This window comes from Paraburkholderia sp. EG304, assembly GCF_046543485.1.
GTDB classification, from domain to species: domain Bacteria; phylum Pseudomonadota; class Gammaproteobacteria; order Burkholderiales; family Burkholderiaceae; genus Paraburkholderia; species Paraburkholderia youngii.
Genome location: NZ_JBKGUA010000260.1, coordinates 1 through 796 on the forward strand (window position 1 = coordinate 1; position 796 = coordinate 796).

A 796-nucleotide genomic window follows, 5' to 3' on the forward strand; every position below is an offset into this window, starting at 1 on the left:
AACGCCGGATCTTTTCGCAGCGGCCGCGAACTTGCTGCATGGCTGGGTTTGGTGCCGCGTCAGCATTCTTCGGGCGGCACGCCGCGTCTGCTGGGCATCAGCAAGCGCGGCGATACGGCATTACGAAGACTTCTGATTCACGGCGCCGGCGCGGTTATTCGTATGGCAGCGAGCAAACCCGAAATGGCCGATTCCTGGGCGTTGAAACTGTTTCGTCGCCGGCACAAAAATATCGCTGCTGGCGCTCGCGGCAAAGAATGCACGGCGTGGGCCATACTGATACGAAATCAGCCCTTTCAGGCGGACCATGTGCCTACGCGATCCAGCGTGACGGATTGACAGGTCCCGCCATTAGCAGTGAAACAGCGTTCACTTCCAGAGGTTGCTTGAGCAGACTTCAATTCGATGGCAGAACGGTCGGGCCGTGGTGGGCCAAACCCGCTTTGCGCCAAGGGCAACCGAGCCCGAGGCTCTGATGGGGTACCCATTCGCGGATATTCATCGTGGGCCCGCAGCGAGTGCTGCCAACTGAGCCCGGATACATGGCTGCAACCTCGACCTGATGCCAGAAAACCAAGACTGCTTGACAACAGGGAGTCGTCCATACATGGTGCAAATAGCGCGGGGGTGATCTGATCGACATGATGACGGGACGGGGTCTCGGCCATATGTCACGGATCGGCGTAATCGAGCCGGGGATGATCGGCGTAATGAGGCCACCTGGAATGGCCCCGAAACGCGATTTCGAAGGGACTCAAGAATGCGTTGTTTTGCCTGATTTTGCAACCGCGTTTTC

1 pseudogene is annotated in these 796 nt (G+C 58.4%); it reads left to right on the top strand.

Features of this window, described 5'->3' with window-relative positions:
- Positions 1 to 280, top strand: a pseudogene (locus tag ACLFKU_RS43755) (transposase); the annotation flags it as partial.
- Between the last annotated feature and the right edge of the window lie 516 nt (positions 281 to 796).